At 69.0% G+C, this 18,436-nt stretch carries 12 protein-coding genes and 2 pseudogenes; 7 read left to right on the top strand and 7 right to left on the bottom strand.

Annotated elements, in window-relative coordinates; genetic code table 11:
• Positions 1–156 precede the first annotated feature (156 nt).
• The 3 genes from ABZ646_RS07050 to ABZ646_RS07040 form a co-directional block, all read right to left on the bottom strand.
• Complete coding sequence (locus ABZ646_RS07050) at positions 157–1,545, bottom strand: hypothetical protein (protein ID WP_360513784.1); 1,389 nt, start codon at positions 1,543–1,545, stop codon at positions 157–159.
• Positions 1,542–2,960, bottom strand: a complete 1,419-nt coding sequence (locus ABZ646_RS07045) for an integrase (RefSeq protein ID WP_360513781.1) — start codon at positions 2,958–2,960, stop codon at positions 1,542–1,544. Before ABZ646_RS07045 ends, ABZ646_RS07050 begins: the two co-directional genes overlap by 4 nt.
• Before the next feature lie 231 nt (positions 2,961–3,191).
• On the bottom strand, positions 3,192–4,016 hold the full coding sequence (locus ABZ646_RS07040; RefSeq protein WP_360513778.1) for a hypothetical protein: 825 nt from the start codon (positions 4,014–4,016) through the stop codon (positions 3,192–3,194).
• Positions 4,017–4,272: 256 nt separating this feature from the next.
• Here ABZ646_RS07040 and ABZ646_RS07035 point away from each other — a divergent pair.
• From ABZ646_RS07035 to ABZ646_RS07015, 5 genes and pseudogenes are all read left to right on the top strand, one after another.
• Positions 4,273–5,478 (top strand): annotated as a pseudogene (locus tag ABZ646_RS07035) (helix-turn-helix domain-containing protein); the annotation flags it as partial.
• 534 nt (positions 5,479–6,012) lie between these two features.
• A complete protein-coding gene (locus ABZ646_RS07030) occupies positions 6,013–7,092 on the top strand; it encodes a MerR family transcriptional regulator (RefSeq protein ID WP_360513776.1) in 1,080 nt (359 codons plus the stop codon).
• 1,483 nt (positions 7,093–8,575) lie between these two features.
• A complete protein-coding gene (locus ABZ646_RS07025; RefSeq protein ID WP_360513773.1) occupies positions 8,576–9,763 on the top strand; it encodes an ABC-three component system protein in 1,188 nt (395 codons plus the stop codon).
• Positions 9,764–9,800: 37 nt separating this feature from the next.
• A complete protein-coding gene (locus ABZ646_RS07020; protein ID WP_360513770.1) occupies positions 9,801–10,286 on the top strand; it encodes a three component ABC system middle component in 486 nt (161 codons plus the stop codon).
• A gap of 4 nt (positions 10,287–10,290) precedes the next feature.
• Positions 10,291–12,228 carry a DUF3732 domain-containing protein gene (locus tag ABZ646_RS07015; protein WP_360513767.1) on the top strand — a complete coding sequence of 646 codons (1,938 nt, stop codon included), beginning with the start codon at positions 10,291–10,293 and terminating at the stop codon, positions 12,226–12,228.
• Positions 12,229–12,718: 490 nt separating this feature from the next.
• Here the strand turns inward: ABZ646_RS07015 and ABZ646_RS07010 are convergent.
• The 3 genes and pseudogenes from ABZ646_RS07010 to ABZ646_RS07000 form a co-directional block, all read right to left on the bottom strand.
• Positions 12,719–14,440, bottom strand: a pseudogene (locus ABZ646_RS07010) (BTAD domain-containing putative transcriptional regulator); the annotation flags it as partial.
• Positions 14,441–14,745: 305 nt separating this feature from the next.
• The gene (locus tag ABZ646_RS07005) at positions 14,746–15,198 is read right to left on the bottom strand and encodes a GNAT family N-acetyltransferase (RefSeq protein WP_360513764.1); all 453 of its coding nucleotides are present in this window, start codon (positions 15,196–15,198) and stop codon (positions 14,746–14,748) included.
• Between the two features lie 9 nt (positions 15,199–15,207).
• On the bottom strand, positions 15,208–15,666 hold the full coding sequence (locus ABZ646_RS07000; RefSeq protein ID WP_360513761.1) for a MarR family transcriptional regulator: 459 nt from the start codon (positions 15,664–15,666) through the stop codon (positions 15,208–15,210).
• A gap of 143 nt (positions 15,667–15,809) precedes the next feature.
• Between ABZ646_RS07000 and ABZ646_RS06995 the strand changes: the two genes are divergently transcribed.
• Complete coding sequence (locus tag ABZ646_RS06995; RefSeq protein ID WP_360513758.1) at positions 15,810–17,018, top strand: MFS transporter; 1,209 nt, start codon at positions 15,810–15,812, stop codon at positions 17,016–17,018.
• Positions 17,019–17,082: 64 nt separating this feature from the next.
• Entirely contained in the window at positions 17,083–17,502 is a 420-nt protein-coding gene (locus tag ABZ646_RS06990; protein ID WP_360513755.1) for a heme-binding protein, read from the top strand.
• A 50-nt stretch (positions 17,503–17,552) separates the two neighbouring features.
• Here the strand turns inward: ABZ646_RS06990 and ABZ646_RS06985 are convergent, their stop codons facing one another.
• Positions 17,553–18,419, bottom strand: a complete 867-nt coding sequence (locus ABZ646_RS06985; protein WP_360513752.1) for a GNAT family N-acetyltransferase — start codon at positions 18,417–18,419, stop codon at positions 17,553–17,555.
• Positions 18,420–18,436 lie beyond the last annotated feature (17 nt).

The raw sequence follows: 18,436 nt of genomic DNA, 5'->3' as shown, positions 1-18,436 counted from the left end.
TCTCGACAGGCTCCACGGTCTCCAACTCCACGGCGGTGTCAGTCACTTGACGTCTCTCCCATGATCGTCGGATCCGCCGTTAGATTTACACTCCCTCCCAGCGCAGGCCGACCCCCGGGGCCACTTGAAGACGTCCAGGAGGCACAGGATCTTCATCTACTGGGGCCGCTGGAAGACGTCACGCCGGGGCCACTGGACAACGTCACAGCCAATGCTGGTCTTGATCCGGTTGAAGCTGACCTGCAGCGGCAGGACTTCCTCCGGCCCCGGTGCACCGTTACTCCCAGGCTGTGGATCGGCCAGCAGCGGACGGCGCCGATCGGCGGCCCAGGCGCTGGGCAGGATCGGGGTTCCCCGCAGGGAGTGTTCGAAGGGCGCGCAGTGGTCGTCGGCGACCCCCAGCCCGGCTCCGTGTCCGTTGCGCCACACGCACCACAGCAGCGGCGATGGTGAGCCGCGCAGCCGGCGGCTGCGGGCGGTCAGCTCCAGCAGCAGGAGGTAGAACCCGCCGGGAGTGTGCAGTTCCCGGCCAGGGGCGCCGATCTCCCAGGTGACGGTCTCCGACCAGCGGCTCGCTCCCCGCCGGCGCTTGACGATGACCACCTCGACCGCCCGGTCGTCCAGCATCCGGTGCGCCACGGGCAGTTCCTTGACCGTCTCACCGTTGCGTTCGGACAGCGCGGCCGAGAGCAGCAACAGCGGAGGAAGGTCCCGCAGCGTCAGGAACAGACGGCCGGCCAAAGCAAGGCGTTCGGGAGCGAACGGGTTAGGGCGGGCACCGGGCGGTGTGGGGACCTGGCCGGTGGCAGCCATCTGCTCCAGCATCCGGCCCAGGGCGCGGTCCTCCTCCTCCAGGGCCTGCGGGTCCCTCTGGTAGCGGCGCAGTAAGTCCTCCCCGGTCCGGATACGGTCGCGGATTCTGCTGGCGTCCGCCCGCAGGGCAGCCATCAGCCGGGCCAGTTCACCGTCGGAGTATCCGCTCGTCAGCCGCTTGGTGCCAGCCGTCTCCGGTGGGGCGGCGGTGCCCGTGGCTGCCATCGGCGTCCGGGGCGCGGGCAGACGTCGCCGAAGGTGGTCGATCACCTGCGGTGCGACCTGCTCGCACAGACCGGGCCGGGTGAACAGCAGCCGGGCCCGGGTGAGGTCCTGGCGCGCGGTGGCCGGCGAGGTCGCCATCCGGTGAGCGTGGAAGGCCGTCACATGCTCGGGCGTGAGCTCGCCCGGCACCGTGGGCGGATTAGGCAGCGAGCCGAGAAACCGCATCAGGCGGACCAGGGACCCCCAGCCGGTCCGCGCCGCGGCGTGGGTACGCAGCCCTCCGGCCGGACCGGTCCGCTCGGCGAACGCGGCGGCCAGGGCCTGGTGCCAGCCCGGCAGCGGCAGCCGGGAGACGTCGAAGATGGCGCGGCGGCCGTCGTCCCCGTGGAAGGCCACCACCAGCGTGCCGTCCGCCCCTTGCTGCCCGGGTGCGGCGGGTGCGTAGGCGCCATGGGGCAGCGCTGCCGGACGGCCCGGCCCGGTGCTGCCCCGCCCCCGCCGGCTCACCTGCTCACTCCGCCCGCGCTGGCCGGGGCGCGCAGGTCGTCGCCGAGCCGCTGCAGCGGGGTATCGCGCGGGTCCTCCCAGGTATCGGGCACCAGCGCCATGCGGGTTTCCATCTCCAGCTCCTGCAGGGCGTGCAGATACACGGTCGTCGTCACCACGGAGCGGTGGCCCAGCCGGCGGCGCACCCAGTCCAGCGGGTCGCCGAAGATCCGCGTGTAGTGGCCGCGCTGGCCTTCGTTGAGCTCGCCGAGGGCTGCGATGTGGCCGCGCTGCAGTTGTTCCAGGGTTACTACGGCGAAGCTGTGCCGCAGCAGATGGGCATGACAGGACAACGCGACCCCGCGGGCCTGGCAGCGCTTGTTGGCATCGGAGAAGACGCTCTTCCACGTCGACACCGTCAGCGGCTGCCCGTTCTCACCGAGCCAGAACAGCGCCGGTTCCAGGCCGTCCTCACCATCCACCAGCAGCCGGCGTCGTTCCCCCGCCGTGAGCTCGGCCAGGTTCACCATGCGGCGGATGCTGCTTCCGGTGCCCCGGGCCAGCTGCGGCCGCGACGGGTCGTCGATGACCAGCGGACGGCGCCAGCGGCGGTAGACGCCGGCCGCGCGGGCGTCCTCGACCACTTCCGCCCGATCCAGCTCCGCATAGGCAGCCAGCTCGCCCACCACACTGTGCGGGACATAGATCCAGCGGGCGGAGAAGTACTTCGCGATCGCCCCCGGCAGCCAGAAACGCTGATAGCCGCCCGCCCCCGGCCCGGTGGGCATCTCCAGCCTCGTCAGGTGGGCCTGCTCGGACAGCCGCATGCCCGTACGCACCATCAGGTCGGCGTACGCCGCATTCCGCGCCGCCCAGCGCCCCCGAAACCGCCGCGACGGCAGTCCGTCGGGCCCGTACCCCCGCAGTCCCACGTCCCGCCACAGCCGGTATGACGCCGGTGGCAGCCACTCGATGCGCTCACCGTCCCGGTCATGGGCATAAGTCGCCGGAACCGTTGCCGGAACGCGGGCGGCAGACGGCACGCCCCAGGGCGCGGCCCTGGACAGCCGGTGCGGGATGGGCACCGCGCCTATCTGCCCCTGCCGGACGGCCCAGACGTAGAACTGGTTGATGTGGGAGACGTCCTGGCTCCACGTGCCGCCCGACACCCGTGGCCCGGCCGCGTCCCGTCGACGCCACTGGTGATATGCCAGGTGATCAGCTTCGGTGACTTCCCGCCACCCCCGCCCGCCCCGCGCCCGGTACACGAATGTCAAGAACCTGGCCAAGGCCCGGGCCCGGTTGGCGTTGCTGTTCCATGGCGCGACCGCCAACTGTGGCCGCTGGAAGTAGGAGTTCAGCGCCACGTCGTACTCCCACCGCGGAGACAGCAAGAACGGCAGCCCGTCCGGCAGGCCCGCCTCGTCCAGCCACACGCCCAGGTCGCCTGGCAGTCCTCGTAGCTCTGACGCGACAGTTTCCGGCTGCACGACATCCCTCGAAGTGAAGTGCACAGTCCATGTCGGCTCACGCATCCTGGCGCTCCTCTCGGTGGGAACACGGCCTACTCGCAGAACTGACGATCGCTTGTGCACGGCCGGTCAGTGACCGCTGTACGAGCCAAGCCGGGCGCGGCTCCTTCACCGGCAAAATCGGCGAACGCGTCCTCAGGAAGGAGTGGATGCCTCAGGATGGACGATTGCGCTTGGCAAGCGGGATAGTCCGGAGGCTGCCCCTACCGACTGACTGCCGCCTGTACGGGACACCTCGCCCAGCAGACCAGCCAGCCGGACCATTGCAGGATCCAGCAGCGCGTCGACGACGGCCGCCACCTCGGGGAAGATGACCGCGTCGCATCCCACGATCCGCCACCGTTCCAGATCACCACTGGCATCCCCGCCTGCGGCCTGGTGCAGGCGCTGCGGCCAGATCGTCTCCTGCTCGCCCTGGAGGGCCTGCTCCCACCACCGGGCCGCCACCGCCTGCGCCAGCGCGAACACCCGCTCCGGCTCGGCCCCGGCCCGTACCGCCCGCCGCGCCACCGAGGCCCACCGCTGCTGCGCCGCGGTCACCTCCGGCACACCGCGCAGGTCAAGGTGCTCGAGGGGCTGGTCGGCGTCCGCGTCCAGCAGCCACCGCCGGTGCCGGACACACACCCGCTTCCATCGCGGCACGTATCGCGTCACCCGTACGGCCGTCCCCGTACGCCGGGCCGCGTACAGGCGGCAGCCGAAGGCGACCGGCCCGGCGACCGCGCCGCCGGTCCGCATGCCGCCGCCGGCACCCCTTCCGGACGACAGCTTGGAGTCCTCCTGTCTCCAGGACGGCAATGCCCGCGCCAGGACGTCTTCTCCGACGCTGCACAGGCTTGCCAGGAACTGCCGTCCGGGCGTGTTCAGCAGCACCTCGGCGTCGGCCCGCGCGCCCCCGCCGTCGTGCCCAGGCGGGTGGTTGCGCCACTGCCAGTACGACCGCAACGCCTTCGCTTCCATCCCATAGCGGCCTGCGATGCGGCAGATCAGCGATGAGGCCGTCTCCCTCGGTGTCCCCGTCCCGGGCGGGTGTTTTCGCCATGGATGCCCAGCGGAATCCAGGCAAGCCGGTTCCCCGAGAACGGCCGCCTGGCGCCGTGAGGGAATGACCTGCGCCATCATCGCCTGCTTTCCATGCAATTCGTACGCCATTCGTACGGTAAATGTGCGCAATCTGTACGGTTAATGGGCTAGGGTAGGGCAAAGGAGGTGTGCTGTGTCCGAGCTGTTCGACGCAGTCGACGCGCTGGTCGCGTCCCGGGCCGCGCTGCCGCCGCCGGCGGAGCGCAAGCGGCTGCGCGCCGCGCACGGCCTGACGATTGACGAGGTGGCCGGCGCGCTGAAGGTGCGGCGGGCCACGGTGTCCGGCTGGGAGTCCGGCAAGACCGAGCCGCGCCCGCCGGAGCGCGATGCCTACGCCCGGCTGTTGGACCAGCTCGCGGAGCTCTACCCGGCGCCCTCAGCGCCGGAGAAAACGCACGACCCGGCGGCGTCGGCCTTCACCGTCGCGCCCGCCCCTGCTGAAGCCCGGACCCCGGCTGTCGAGGCCACGGACACGACTGCAGCCGAGAACACCCCGACCGGCCCCGCCCACGTCGCCGCTGCCCCGGAGGCCGCCACGCGTCCGGCGTGCACCGCCAGGCCGTCGTCGACGTCGCACCGCCCGGGTGCGCGCAAGGCGGCCCCTGCCGGAGCTCCGGCAGGGGGCACCGGCCCGCGGTTTGAAAACGGTCCGCTGGCGGTCGTGAACGTCGACGCCGACGGGCAGGTGCTGGCGTACTGTCCCGGCGGTCTGGTCCTGGACGTGGCCGCCAAGTCTCTCCCGGCCCTGGTGGAGTGGACGCTGCGCGAGGCGAAGCTCGGGGCGCCGAAGCTGTCCGGGCCGGGCAAGGACGCCGACCCGCTGCTCGTGCTTACCGAGGCCGCGCTGGAGCGCTACGGACTCCCGGTCGCTCTCACGGATGAGGAGCGGCTCGCCGGGCGGATCCCGGACGGCCACAAAGTCATCAAGCAACTGAGCCGCGCCGAGTGGAAACTGACCAAGCGCGGGTTCGGTCCGTGGGCACGGATCTACCGCCCCGCACAGGGCTCGGAGCGGGCCTGCGTGCAGCTGTGCATCCCGTCCTGGCACGCGCTCGACTCCCGCCACTGGGGCCACGCCGCGCAGCTTCCGCCGGCAGAGCTCGCCCGGCTGCTGGGTGTGTACGCCTCAAGGGTGATGACGCCGCGCGGATCGACTGCCGTGACCGGCCTGGAGCTGATGACCGCGCTGCACCCGCCGACCCGCGCCTCCGATCCCGACGCCGACGGCAAACGCCACTCCGAGCACAACCCCGGCTCACTGGGCAAGGACCCGGTGGACTGCGCACCGTGTGAGGCCCCCGACGGGCACCCGCTCCTGGCCCACCTGCCGCGCTTCCACTGTGACTTCTCATCTCGATGTCACCAATAGCTCTCATCTCGATGTCATGCATCTTTGCTGGTCAGAGCGCATAAGTAGGGGCATTGAGTGAGAAGCCTTAGTGACACCATGTGAGAATCTCCAGCGCACTGAAATGAGAAGGCCATAGGGAGTGGCCCTCTGACCTGCAGCTCTTTTCTTTGCTCTTCTGGATGAGAGCTGTGGGCGATGCCCGATGTCCTGTCTCTGCGATGTGTAGGCATTCCCGCTCCTCTGTAGGCATGTACGGCAGGGTCCCGGTCATGTGTAGGCGGGTTCTGGAGAGTTCCGGTCTTGTGTGGGTACGGCGGTCTTGGCGCAACGCAGATCGAAGCCCTCTTGGACCCGCCCCATGAACGCAGCGACGGAGCACCGTCCTCGGCTGGTCACGCAGCCTCCGACCGAGTGGGAGAACATCAGGCGGGGCCAACTGGAACTCTTGGTTGACCTTCACCTTGGGGGAGCCCACAGCATCAGTGGGGCCAGGCGACGTGCCTGGCATGAGGAGGAACGAGCATGGAGCTGCTGACCATCGGGACGTTCGCGAAGGCGTCTCGGCTGTCGCCGAAGGCGCTGCGTCTTTACGACGAGCTCGGCCTGCTGACTCCCGCTCGCGTCGACCCGGTCACCGGCTACCGCCTCTACGCACCGGAGCAACTGGATCAGGCGCGGCTGGTTGCCTGGCTCCGACGGCTGGGGATGCCTCTCGCCCGCATCCAACAGGTCTGCACGCTGGAGGCAGGTCCGGCAGCCGAAGAGATCCGCGCGTTCTGGGCCCAGGTCGAAGTCGACACCGCCGCACGGCGGGACTTGGCCACCTTCCTCATCGACCACCTCTCCTGGAAGGACCCTGCCATGTCCCCGACCGCCAAGCCCTTGGGCATCCGTTACGCAGCCCTTTCCGACACCGGCCTTGTCCGCGAGAGCAACCAGGACACCGCCTACGCAGGGTCCCGCCTGCTCGCCGTCGCCGACGGCTTCGGCAGCGGAGGTGCCCCCGCAAGCACCGCCGCTGTCGACGCGCTCAAGAGCCTCGAAACCGACAGCATCCCGGTCGGCAATCTCCTCAACGTACTCGAAGACGCAATCGACCAGGCCAAGCAGGCCGTGCACGGCGTCTCCGGACTCGGCCCTTCTTCCGAGGACGCCGGCACCACACTCACCGCGATGCTCTGGACCGGCTCGCAGCTGGCCCTAGTCCACATCGGCGACTCCCGCGTCTACCTCCTGCGAGACGGAGAGCTGTTCCAGATCACTCACGACCACACCATGGTGCAGTCAATGGTCGACGAAGGGCGCCTCAGCCCGGAAGAAGCCGCTTCCCACCCTCAGCGGTCCCTGCTGATACGTGCCCTAGGCCAAGGAGCCGACTCCACACCCGACATGCGCTTGCACGACGCCCAGCAGGGAGACCGCTACCTGCTCTGCTCAGACGGCCTGTCCACCGTCGTGTCGACCGAAGAAATCCACCGAGTGCTCTCCGACATCAGCGAGCCCGAGCAGGCAGTCCGCGAACTCATCGCCCTCGCCAACGGCTCCGGCGGCCCCGACAACGTCAGCTGCGTGGTCGCCGACGTCACGGAGCTCCAGCAGTAGGAGCGAGCGGCATGCACTTCGAGTTGCACCAGGCCCGCTCCCACGAACTCATCCGCGAGGTGGACGAATACCGACTCGCCCAGCACGTCAGGAAAGCCAAATCGGTCCCTCGAACCATGCCGACCAATAGACAGCGCCCGACTCCACGGCGCCTGCTGGTTTGGCTCCGCGGGTGAACCATCACGCTGCCTACGGTTGGGCGGGACACCGGCCACCATTTTGTCCCGCACAACCGTAGGCACCGCAGGCCAGAGCCGCGACTTATCCACACTTACCTGGGACAGGACACCCGAAGCTCACCTTGGCGCGAGTGAGGGTCGCAACATGCCTCATTGGTGGGGGAGGCGACATGCCCGCCGACCACAACGTGTTCACCGTGGATTGACCGCGCGTGGGTTGGGAAGACCTCGTCCTCGTCGTCATCGTGATCCAGAAGAACAGGCCCCATGCGTATGGGGAAGACACCAGCGAGTGGATCACGCGGTTCATCACCTGGGACAGACGCCACGCGTGTGGGGAAGACTCGTCCGCCTGCGGCTGGTAGCCGATCACGCCGGACAGACCCCCATGCGTGCGGGGAAGACCGTAGGAATCAGATCGGTTCCTGGGCACGGTCGGACAGACCCCCACGCCTGTGGGGAAGACACTGTTCGGACCAAGCAGGACGGCGGCCGCGGGGACAGGCCCCCACGCGTGTGGGGAAGACTCGTCCGCCTGCGGCTGGTAGCCGATCACGCCGGACAGACCCCCATGCGTGCGGGGAAGACCGTAGGAATCAGATCGGTTCCTGGGCACGGTCGGACAGACCCCCACGCCTGTGGGGAAGACACTGTTCGGACCAAGCAGGACGGCGGCCGCGGGGACAGGCCCCCACGCGTGTGGGGAAGACGAGGCGGACGCGATCGCCGGCCGGGTCGAGGAGGACAGACCCACACGCGTGTGGGGAAGACGATCAAGGCTGCGGCTGCGATGCCGTTGGCCAGGACAGACCCCCACGCGTGTGGGGAAGACCCTCGTTTACCTGCGATTCCGGTGATCAGCAGGGCATGTTTTGCGTACTTTACATGAGCTGGCGGTGCTGGTGAGTTGCCTGGCGGTGGTTGTCTCTGGCAGTTCGACCTGAACTGCCCGGTCGGCAGGTGGATTTGGGTTTACCGGTATCGCGGTGACTGTGCTTATCTGCGGGTTTCCTTCGTTGGGTGCGGGTTGGGTGCGGACGGATCCTGCGGTGAGAAGGCCGTTTCCGGTGATGCTGCTGACGTGGTCCCGCAGCCCTGTGCACGGGCGGGTGCGTAGATGATCGGGGGACCGGGACAGGCGGCGGCGAAGAGGCGGCTGATAGCTCACCGGGCCGTGGCGTTCCGGGCGCGCGCCGCCTATTTGACGCGGGACCCGGATCATCCGACAATATCGAACACGAATTCGACATGTGGGCTGGTATGGCGCCTGGACGCCGTACCGGGGCGGGGGGAGACTGCAGGGCATGGGAAAGGGTTCACACAGCGCCGCTCCGAACGCCATCGGCTACCAGCATCAGACCTGGTGGGCGCTGGTCGAACTCCTGCACACCGGTGCCAGCAGACCGGACGCCGCGCTCACGCTGGAGCTGTACGACGACGTGGCCTGGGAACGCCAGGGCTCGGCCACCGAACTGCTGCAGGTCAAGCACCACATCGGGCAGCACCGGACGCTCACCGACACCGCAACGGATCTGTGGCGCACCCTGAAGGTGTGGATGGATGAAGCCGCGCCGTCCGACGCCGACGGCCCTGCGCTCGCCCTGGTGACGACCGAGACCGCGGGCGATGCCACGGCGGTCGCGGCGCTGCGCCCGCACAGCCGCAACGAGGCCGAGGCCCTGCGCCTGCTGGAACACGTCGCGCGCACGGCGCAGTCGAAACAGACCAAAGAGGCACGCGAGCAGTTCCTCGGACTCGGCAACGCGGCACGGCTGACGTTCGTCTCCCGGATCAGGGTGATCGACCGCTCGCCGCACATCCAGGACATCGCCGGCCAGGTCAGGGAGCGTCTGCACTGGGCGCTGCCGCTCGGGCACGAGGACCTCTTCCTGTCCATGGTATGGCGCTGGTGGGACGAGACGGCGCTCGCCTTGCTGCAGGGCAGGCAGCGCAGCGTCGACGTCGGTGACGCGCAGGCGGCGATCGCCGACATCCGGGACCAGTTCACCCGCGAGAACCTCCCCACCCTGGTGGAACTGGCGGACGTCAACGCCGGGGAACTGGAGCAGAAGTACCGGATGCACCCGTTCGTGCAGCAGATGCACTGGGTCGCCTACCCCCCGCGCAACTTGCAGAAGGCGATCGTGGACTACTACCGCGCCTACACCCACACGGTGCGCTGGCTGGATGAGGACCTCATCGGCGCGGCAGAGCTCACCCGCTTCGAGCACGAACTCGTCGACGAGTGGGAGCGGGAGTTCGAGTGGATGCTCGATGCACTCGACGCGGGCGCCGGCGACGACGAGAAGAAGACCGCCGGCAAGGCCCTGCTGCGGCAGCTGCTCGGCCAGACCGGCCTCGCGGTGCGCGCACGCTACAACGACCCGTTCTTCGCCCGGGGCCAGCGCCACATGCTCGCCGACACTGGCAAAATCGGTTGGCACGCCGACTTCGAGGCCCGGATCGCCGAGCTGCTGAAGGTCGGCACCTGATCCCCCCTCCGGGGGGATCACAGCAAAGGAGATCCGCATGACCGCCTGGAGCGAGCGCTCCCCGATCTCCGCCGCCATGCTCAACCCCGCCCTGATAGCCGCCGTCCTGGCCACGGCCGCGCAGGGTTACGGCAAGGAGACGGAGCAGGGCATGCCCTGGGCCTTGTCGTTCGTCGCGGCCCCCATGGTCCTGCACCGAGCCACCCGCGAGGCCCTGCCCGCCTCCACCCGCACCCATCTGGCCGCGTGGACGGGTAAGAACCCCGTCCTGCGCGCCGGTTTCCCCGCCCGGGCCCAGACCCTGGCCGCACCCGTCAAGGAAGGAACCCGGTTCGGCCTGGCTCACCACGCCCTCGTCCTGGAAGACGACGGCCGTCTGCGGTCCGCCTACCGCAGACCGCGTGGCTTCACAGCCCCCGACGAACTCGACCAGCTGCTGCGCAAAGCCAGCCTGGTGGGGCGCTGGCTGGCCAAAGCCGACAGTCCCGCGACTGTCTTTGCGCTCCTTGGCGTGGCACCCTGAGCCGGTGCAACTGCTCGCGATCATCCTGTACAGCAAGACCGGCGACCGGCAGGTCCTGGACTTCACCCCGGGCGCCCTGAACGTGGTGACCGGAGAATCGAAAACGGGCAAGAGCGCCCTGCTGGAGATCGTCGAATCCTGCCTGGGACGCGACACCCTGCAGATGCCGGTCGGGCCCATCACCAGCACCGTGTCCTGGTACGCCGCCCTGTTCCAGCTGGAGACCGGCCGCGCGTTCGTGGCCCGGCCCGCGCCCAAACCCGGCAAATCCTCCACCCAGCAGGCCATGCTGGCCTTCGGCGCGGACCTCGAACCCCCAAACTACGAGGACCTCGAGGTCAACTCGGACACCAACGCGGTCCGTGAACAGCTCGGGCGCCGTATCGGCATCGAAGAGAACCTGCACGAGGCGCCCACCGGATCCACCCGGCAGGCCCTGGAGGCCCACATCGGCCACGCGGCCCTGCTGTGCCTGCAACGCCAGAGCGAGATCGCCGACCCCGGATTCCTCTTCCACCGCCAGGGCGAGCAGTTCATGGCGCAGACCCTGAAAGACACCATTCCCTACTTCCTCGGCGCCGTCCCCCGCGACCAGGCCCTCAAACGCGCCCAGCTCACCGCCGCCCGGCGCGAGGCACGCACAGCGGAGACGGCCTACCAGCAAGCCCTCCAGGCTGCGCAGACCGCGCAGGCGGGCCTGGCCACACTGTGGCGCGAAGCCTTCGCCCTGGGCATGGTCGACTCCGAAGAACAGCCCGAGCGCACCGCCGCCCTTGCCGCCCTGCACCAAGCGGTGACCGCCGGCCCGGTGCCGGCCGAAGCCGACCCGCAGACAGCAGCCCGCCGCAGCGACCTCGAACGCGAACGCGACACCCTGCGCGCCCGCCTCAGAAGCGTCGCCGACGAACGCGAACTCCTTCTGCAGCAGGACGAATCGGCCGGCGACTATGCGGGAGCAGTACGCACCCAGACCGCACGATTGGCCAGCCTGAACCTGCTCAACACGCCGCCCGACCACAACCGGGACCACACCGCCTGCGCCCTGTGCGGCTCGGCCCTGCCCGAACCCGACCCCACAGCGGCAGAACTCCACCGGAGCCTGCTGAGCCTGCAACACCAGCTCCAGGGCGTCGAAGCGGCCCGACCGGCCCGCCGGGCCGCCCTCACTCAGCTCGACGAGACAGCCAGCGAACTACGCGCCCGTATCCGCACCGTCGAACAAACCCTCCACTCCCTCGTCTCCGCCCGCGCCGTCACCGAACAGCTCACCGACACCTCCCGCCGCGACTTCATGCGTGGACGCATCCACGCCGGCCTCGCCGCACTGCCGGCCAGCACCGACGAAGAAGTGACCCGGCTCAAGCACCTGCTGGACACCGTCCAGGCACGGATCGCAGCACTGGCAGCCGAACTCGACCCCAACGAGGAACGCGAACAGCTCACCTCACGCCTCGTCGCCCTCAGCCAGGACATGACCGACTGGGCAGACAGGCTCCAACTAGAGCACAGCGGACAGAGCGTACGCCTCGACCTCAGCCGCCTGACCGTCGTCACCGACACCGAACAGGGACCAGCCCCGCTCTTCCGTATCGGCAGCGGCGAGAACTGGGTCGGCTACCACGTGATCGTCCACCTCGCCCTGCACCGCTACTTCACCCGCCAGAACCGGCCCGTCCCGCGCATCCTGATGCTGGACCAGCCCACCCAGGTCTGGTACCGCTCAGAAGTCGACCAGCAGTCAGGGACCCTGGACGACGACACCGACCGGGCAGCTGTCACACGCCTGTTCCGTCTCATCCACGACGTAGCCTCCGAACTCGCCCCTGACCTGCAGATCATCGTCTCCGACCACGCCAATCTCGACGAGCCGTGGTTCCAGGAGTCGGTCCGCCACAACTGGCGTGGCGGACGTAAGCTCATCCCACAAGCCTGGATCGAGTGAGCCCCTACGTGCTGGGGAGAACACGATCGGCGCGGCGAGCATCACAGACACACCCCCACGCGCGCGGGGAAGACGTACGGACCGTCGTAGACCGGCTGTACGAGCAGGACAGACCCCCACGCGTGGGGAAGACACCAGGCCGTTCGCTCCGGCCGCGAACGCCATGGAAAGACCCCCACACGCGTGTGGGGAAGACGCCGCGGCGGCCGAGACCTTCCTGACCCCGCTGGACAGACCCCCACGCGTGTAGGGAAGGCCCTTCGGGACATGCATCTTTGAAAGGCTATCAGGTCGTTTTTTGCTTACTTGGCCGTAGTTGGTTGTGTGGGGGCGTCCATCCGATGACTGGCACCAAGTTGAGATCCCTGCTCGTAGGCGACGGCATCAGCGCGCTGGAGACGATTGCCAAAGACGCCGTCGTGTAGGGCGGGCGACCGCGGAAGCGTTGATGTTGCAAGTCGAGGCAGAGCTGTTAAGGGCGGGGGAGGGTTCTCGCGTAGAGCCGAGCCAGCAGGGGTACCTGGTAGGTTCCGTCGCCGATGGATGTCAGTAGTCCGGCGTCGACCAGGTTCTCCGAAAGGCGCTCTGCATCCGCGATGCCACAGCCGAGGAGACGCGCGGTTTCCTTAAGGGGCAGAAATGTCTCAGCGGACGAGCTCAGTATGCGGAAGGCGTCGGCTTGGCCGGCGCTGAGTTCGTCATAGCTGCTCTGGATGGCAGGTTTCACCGCCTGCAGTTCGTCCAGGCGGCTGTCCTCGTCTGCGAGCCTGTCTGCCAGGTCTGAGACTGTCCAGGTCCGGCGTGCCACCAGGCGGCGGGCAGCGGCACGGACAGCGAGCGGCAGGAAGCCGCATGCGGCTATCACGTAGCGCGCCGGCCCGTGTTCACCTGGCAGTGGGCGGCCGACAATCCTGGTGAAGAGCTGGAGCGCCTCGGCAGGGGACATGACGTCGAGCTCCACCAGGTGCGCACCGGCCAGGTCGATCAACCGCTTGCGAGAGGTGATGAGAACGGCGCACCCTCGTGCTCCGGGCAGCAGCCACTGGACCTGTGTCGCGTCCGTCGCGTGGTCCAGGACCACGAGGACACGACGGCCGTGCAGAGCCGAGCGGTATAGCGCAGAGCGTTCTTTGAGGCCTGCCGGAACGGCTGTCTCTGTCACCCCCAGAGCGTGGAGTGCTGCGGCGAGTGAAGCCTCCGGTGTTGTCTGGTGGAGGTCCAGGTAGAGATGGCCGTCCGGGAAGAGTTGTGCAACTGCGTGGCCGGCCTGGAGGGCCAGGGCGGTCTTTCCTACGCCGCCGGGACCGCATACAGCCGCGATGGGCAGGCTGTCACCGGTCGTGGCAGCAGTCAGCACGTCTTCCAGTTCGGCTAGTACGTCCGAGCGTCCTACGAAGTCGGGTACTGCGGGCGGCAGTTGAGCCGGGAGGATGTAGGAAGGAGTCCGCGCGTTGGTGGGGGAGGGCGCCGTGTTGACCGCCAGTTCTGGGTCTGCCTGCAGGATCCGCTCCTTTAGGCGGACCAGCTCTTCCCGCGGGTCGACGCCTAGTTCTTCGGCGAGCAGCCTGCGGGTGTCCGAGTACACCGCGAGGGCCTCGGACTGCCTCCCTGCCCGGTACAGGGCGAGCATCAGCAGCTCGCGCAGACGCTCACGCAGCGGATGGGCAGACGTCAGCGCGACAAGCTCGGCCACGATGTCAGCATGCAGACCGCACGCGAGGTCCAGGTCCAAGCGACTTTCGAGCAGCTGCAGTCGCCATTCCTCCAGACGGACCCGCTGAGCATCCGCGAAGGGGCCGGGTACCCCGGCCAGTGGTTCGCCCTCCCACAGCCCCAGTGCCTGGCGCAGAAATATCCGCGCGTGCTCCAGATCCCCTTGTACGCGCATCTGCTCAGCCTGTCTGGCCAGATGACTCGCCACGCTCACGTCGAATGCTTGGCCGGGCAGGCGTAGGGCGTAGCCGCCGGACTCGCTGACGAATGTTCCCGGGTCCATCACCTTGCGCAGCCGGGAGGCATACGTCCGCACGGCGGCCAGCGCCTGCGACGGTGGTTCAGTGCCCCACAACGCGTCGATGAGTTCCGCTGCTGTCGCGGTCCGTCCTTCCCTGAGCACCAAGGCGGCGAGCAGGGCCCGTTGTTGCGGGGAACCGGCGGACAGCGGCTGTCCGTCCCGCCACAGCCGCACCGGTCCGAGCACCGAGGCGTACAGACCCGAAGCGGGAACCGAGGGACGCGCAGGTGCTGTCGTCGTCGCGTGTCTGCGCGGTGCGCGCCTTTGCGGCGCAATCGCTGAGGGGGCTTGGTCATGCTGGTTGCCGCGGGTTCGCTGCCAGGCCGCGATCCACGCGGGATGCTCGGAGGATGTGACCAGGCACGCGGTGAGGAAGCCGGTCAGCTGGTGCGTGTCACGCGGCACCGTCTGTCCCAGCAAAATGCGGTGGGCGGTGCTGTGAGGAAGCCGTCCCGCGCCTGCGCGTTCTTCCATCACACGCACCGAGGCTGCGGCTGCGGCGCTCAGATCTCCAGCTTGAAGCCCACGTGTGAGGCGGTGAAGCCCAGCCGCTCGTAGAAACGATGGGCGTCGGTGCGCGTGCAGTCCGAAGTCAGCTGCACCAGCCGGCAGCCCTGGCGGCGGGACTCGTCGATCGCCCACTCGATGAACCGGGTGCCCAGCCCGCTGCCGCGCTCGTCGGCATGGACCCGTACGCCCTCGATGATCGACCGGGTGGCACCCCGCCGCGACAGTCCGGGGATGATGGTGAGCTGGAGCGTGCCCACGACACGGCCCTCGCGCACGGCGACGACCAGCTGCTGGTTGGGGTCCGCGCTGAGGCGGTCCAGTGCGCTCAGGTAGGGCGCGAGGTCGTCGGGCGACTCCCGGGTGGCGCCGAGCGGGTCGTCGGCGAGCATGCCGACGACGGCCGGAATGTCGTCGGCGATCGCGGCGCGTATGTCGAGATCTCCCATGCCCGGAGCCTACGCGGGCACGTTCAGCGACTCCACGACCCGGACCAGGGGAGCCAGCTCCGGGTTCCCGGCCGCCTCGTCGAGGGCCTCGCGCAATGCCGTGTCATTGGTGGGACGAGCCTGTCCGAGCAGGTGCAGCCCTGCCTCGGTGACGTTGGTGTAGATGCCCCGCCGGTCCGTCGGGCAGAGGTAGCGCTCCAGAAGGCCACGGTCCTCCAGGCGGGTCACCAGCCGGGTGGTCGCGCTCTGGCTGAGCACGACCGCATCGGCGACCTGCTTCATCTGCAGATGTCCTCCTTCGCCGTCGTGCTGTCGGCTGAGGACGTCGAGCAGGGAGTATTCGCGCACGCTCAGGTCGTGCTGCGACTGGAGGGCGCGCTCGATGTGCGCCTCGATCCTGCCGTGCAGCAGAGAGAGAGCGCACCAGCCCTGGGCGAGGGCGGTGAGCGCGGGATCCGTGGCAGTCATTGGGCGTTTTCCTCCGTCCCGGAGCGACTGAAACCAGGGTAGAGCAGGTTCGCAATATCCCTCGGTTGCATATAGCCCGCGTCTGCAACTATTGTGGACGCACGTTAAGCGCACCTGCAATCGTCTGGGAAGGTTCTATCCCCATGCCTCTCGCGCTTCTGGCCCTCGCGATCGGGGCCTTCGGAATCGGCACGACCGAGTTCGTGATCATGGGTCTGTTGCCCGAGGTCGCGGGCGACTTCGGGGTCTCCATCCCCACCGCCGGCCTCCTGGTGACCGGCTACGCGCTCGGTGTGGTGATCGGTGCCCCGCTGATGACCGTCCTCGGCACCAGGCTCCCGCGCAAGCGGATGCTGATGCTGCTGATGGGTCTGTTCATCGTCGGCAACCTGGTGTCCGCGGTGGCCCCCGTCTTCGCCGTCATGCTGATCGGCCGCGTGGTCGCCTCCCTCGCCCACGGTGCCTTCTTCGGCATCGGCTCGGTCGTCGCGGCCGAACTGGTCGCGCCGAGCAAGAAGGCGGGAGCCATCGCGATGATGTTCACCGGCCTCACGGTGGCCAACGTGATCGGTGTCCCGCTCGGCACCCTCGTCGGGCAGCACGTCGGCTGGCGTGTCACCTTCGGTATCGTCGCCGCCCTGGGCGGCGTGGGTCTGGCCGGTATCGCCAGGCTGGTTCCCGAACTGCCCAAGCCGGCGGGCGTGCACCTGCGGCACGAGCTGGCCGCGTTCAAGAACGCCCAGGTCCTGCTTGCCATGGCAATGACCGTTCTCGGCTTCGGCGGGGTCTTCGCGGCCATCACCTACATCGCGCCGATGATGACCCAGGTCACCGGCTTCGCCGACGGCTCCGTCACCTGGCTGCTGGTCCTCTTCGGACTCGGCATGGTGGGCGGCAACCTCGTCGGCGGCACATTCGCCGACCGCGCCCTGATGCCCATGCTGTACGTGTCCCTGGGCGCCCTGGCCGTCGTTCTCGCCCTGTTCACGCTCACCGCACACAACAGGTTCGCGGCGGCCCTGACCGTGGCCCTGATCGGCGCCCTGGGCTTCGCCACCGTGCCACCGCTGCAGAAGCGCGTCCTCGACCAGGCGCACGGTGCCCCCACCCTGGCCTCGGCCGTGAACATCGGTGCCTTCAACCTCGGCAATGCCCTGTCCGCCTGGCTCGGCGGCATGGTGATCGCCGCCGGCTACGGCTACACGTCTCCCAACTGGGTCGGCGCCGCCCTGGCCGCGGCCGCCCTGGTCCTCGCCTTCCTCTCGGCCGCGATGGAACGCCGCGACAACACCCCGGCCACCGTGACCGCCGACGGCAGTCCCGCCCGGCAGCACGAGCCGGTCCACCGCTGAGCCGCGCTGCGGCGCGCCACCCCCTCCCCTGAACCTCACCAGCCCCGTGTAGGAGAAAGAACTCATGAGCACCACCGCCGTCGCCCCCCTCACCATCCAGGACGCCGAGCTGCTGATCGCCGAGGCCCGCCGAGCGGCCGAGACCGCCGGAGTCGCCGTCAGCATCACCGTTCTGGACGCCGGAGGCCATCTGCTGGCCTTCCGGCGGGACGACCGCGCTGTGCTGATCTCCGGCGAGACCAGCACCCGCAAGGCGTACACGGCGCTGCAGCTGAACACCCCCACCGCCGACCTCGTCGACGCCGTCCAGCCAGGTGGTCCCTTCCACACCCTGCCGACGGCGCTGGAGCGGCCGCTGCTCTTCATCGCCGGGGGTGTCCCCGTCCGGCGTGACGGCCGGCCCGTCGGGGCGGTCGGCATCGGCGGCGGCACCCCCGACCAGGATCACGGCTTCGCCGTCACCGCCGTGGAGGCACTGGCCTGACGCCCTGTGGAGGGCCTCAGCCCGCTGTCACCGTCAGCCCGCTGTCACCGTCAGCCCGCTGCCACCGTCAGCGGCGCGAACCGCTGTGTCCAGTCGCCCGGCAGCTCCGCGATGCCGTACGTCATGACGGAGTTCATGGCGACGGAGGTCAGTCCGTGCTCCTTCACCCAGGCCAGCAGTTCCTCGTGCCGCACATCGATGTCGGTGCGCAGCGGGCGGTCGGTGTGTGCGGCGAGCGACGCGATGAGGGCCTTCGCCGTCGGAGTGTCACGGGCGATCAGCGGCCCGACGACATGGGTCTCCATGTTGGGCCAGGCGGCCGCGTAGCCCACGATCCGGCCGTCGTCCACGGCCACGCGGAGCTGATCCGCGAAGGCGGGCAGTCGGGTGATCAGTGGGGTGCGGTCGCTGCCGAACACCTCCTCGTCCAACTGGAGAAGAGAACCGAGATCCTCGGCGGTGGCCGGCCGCGTCGCCACCCGGGGTTCGGGGCCGCCCGGGGTGAAGGGACCGGCCAGCATCTCCGAGCGTCCCGTGGTCTTGAACCCCAGCTCCTCGTAGAGCGGGCGGCCGTACGGGGTGGCGTACAGGGTCAGAGGGATCGGCCCCGTCACCGAGAGGATGTGCCGCATCAGCCGCCGCCCGACACCCTGACGGGAATGCCGTTCGGCGACCAGAACCATGCCGATCGCGCCGAGATCAGGGTGCTCTCCCGGGCCGTACTGCGTGAGGACGCAGGCGGCGACCAGGCCTCCGCCGGGGTCGTCGATGCCGTAGCCCTGCCCGGCCGTGAGCAGGAGACGCCACTTGTGTTCCTCGCGCCGCCACCCCCGGTCCTCGGACAGGTCGGCGCAGGCGACGAGATCGCGTGGCGTCAGTCGGCGAATGGGCAGAGCGGCGACGGAAGGAGTTGGCACGCAGGTCAGGCTTGCCG

The sequence above is a fragment of the Streptomyces sp. NPDC007162 genome (assembly GCF_040634175.1).
Classification (GTDB): Bacteria; Actinomycetota; Actinomycetes; order Streptomycetales; family Streptomycetaceae; genus Streptomyces.
This window is presented reverse-complemented; position numbering and strand designations above follow the sequence as displayed.